The 1,176-nt window shown below is 65.5% G+C and carries 2 pseudogenes; both read right to left on the bottom strand.

Features of this window, described 5'->3' with window-relative positions:
* Window positions 1–847, bottom strand: a pseudogene (locus AC0KXF_RS15155) (IS30 family transposase); the annotation flags it as partial.
* Window positions 848–865: 18 nt separating this feature from the next.
* Window positions 866–973 (bottom strand): annotated as a pseudogene (locus AC0KXF_RS15150) (helix-turn-helix domain-containing protein); the annotation flags it as partial.
* Window positions 974–1,176: the final 203 nt, after the last annotated feature.

Below are 1,176 nucleotides of genomic sequence, written 5' to 3'. Positions count from 1 at the left end.
GGCTGTGTCCGGATAGGACGGTGCCTTTGGGGAAGTACTGCCGGAGGAGTCCGTTCGTGTTCTCGTTCGTGCCGCGCTGCCAGGGCGAGTGCGGGTCGCAGAAGAATACCCCGTCCCGGAGATCGAGCTCGCGGGCCAGCCGGACGTGATCGGCCAGTTCTTTGCCTTGATCCCACGTCACCGATAAACGGAGATGATCCGGCAGGCGTCCCATCTGCCGGATCATCGTGTTCGCGACGGTGACGGCGTCACGGCGTTCGGGGAGATGGAGCAAGATCACGAACCGGGTCGATCGCTCCACGAGCGTGCCGATCTGACTGGCCCCGTTCTTGCCCAGGATCAGGTCTCCTTCCCAGTGCCCGGCAACGGCCCGATCGGCGACCTCAGCGGGACGTTCGGAGATCATGACCATCCCGGGGATCTTGCCGGCCCCGTGACCGGTCTTGTGCCGGCGGGCGCGTTCCCGGGGCACGCGCCCTGCTCTCCCGCTGCGCAGGCACGCTGCGAGCTCTTTCCGGAGCTCGCCTTTGCCCTGCACGTAGATCGAGCGGTAGATCGCTTCATGCGAGATCCGCATCGACGGGTCGTCGGGAAAGTCCATACGCAATCGTCGCATGATCTGGACCGGGGAATGCCCGAGTCTCAACCGTGCCGTCACCACGAACGCGAGCCGCGGATTCCGCTGCAGCTTCCCCGCTTTCGGACGGGACAGGCGCTGCTCGGCCCGCCGCTGCGCATACGACGGCGAGTACCACTGGGTCGACCGCGGCGGACGGGTGCGCCGCTTCGCGCGATACATCGGCCCAGCGCCACGGTTGCGCCGCAACTCGTTCCACACCGTCGACGGAGACCGACCCAGATCTCTCGCGATCTGCCGGATCGAATCCCCGCGAGAGACCCCCGCGAGAATGCGTTCGCGTTCCTCGAGAGACAGATACCGGGGATGAATGTCAGCGGACCGTTTCGGCGTCATCCCACCAGCATGCTCGAACACCCGTTCCCCGTGAGACGCATGGAACCCAGCATGCCCGGCCGCATCTCTCGTGGAATCACCCGCCCGGACCCTCTCCCAGAACACAACTTCCTGAGCCCGGAACGTTTTCCGTGTACGCCGCTGACTCCCCATACCCCTGCTCCTCACAATTCAGGGTGTTCACACGACCCCCTGAACCCGCC

It is taken from the genome of Leucobacter holotrichiae (assembly GCF_055791005.1).
The sequence above is the reverse complement of the archived record's forward strand: the minus strand, read 5'-3'. Positions and strand labels throughout refer to the sequence as shown.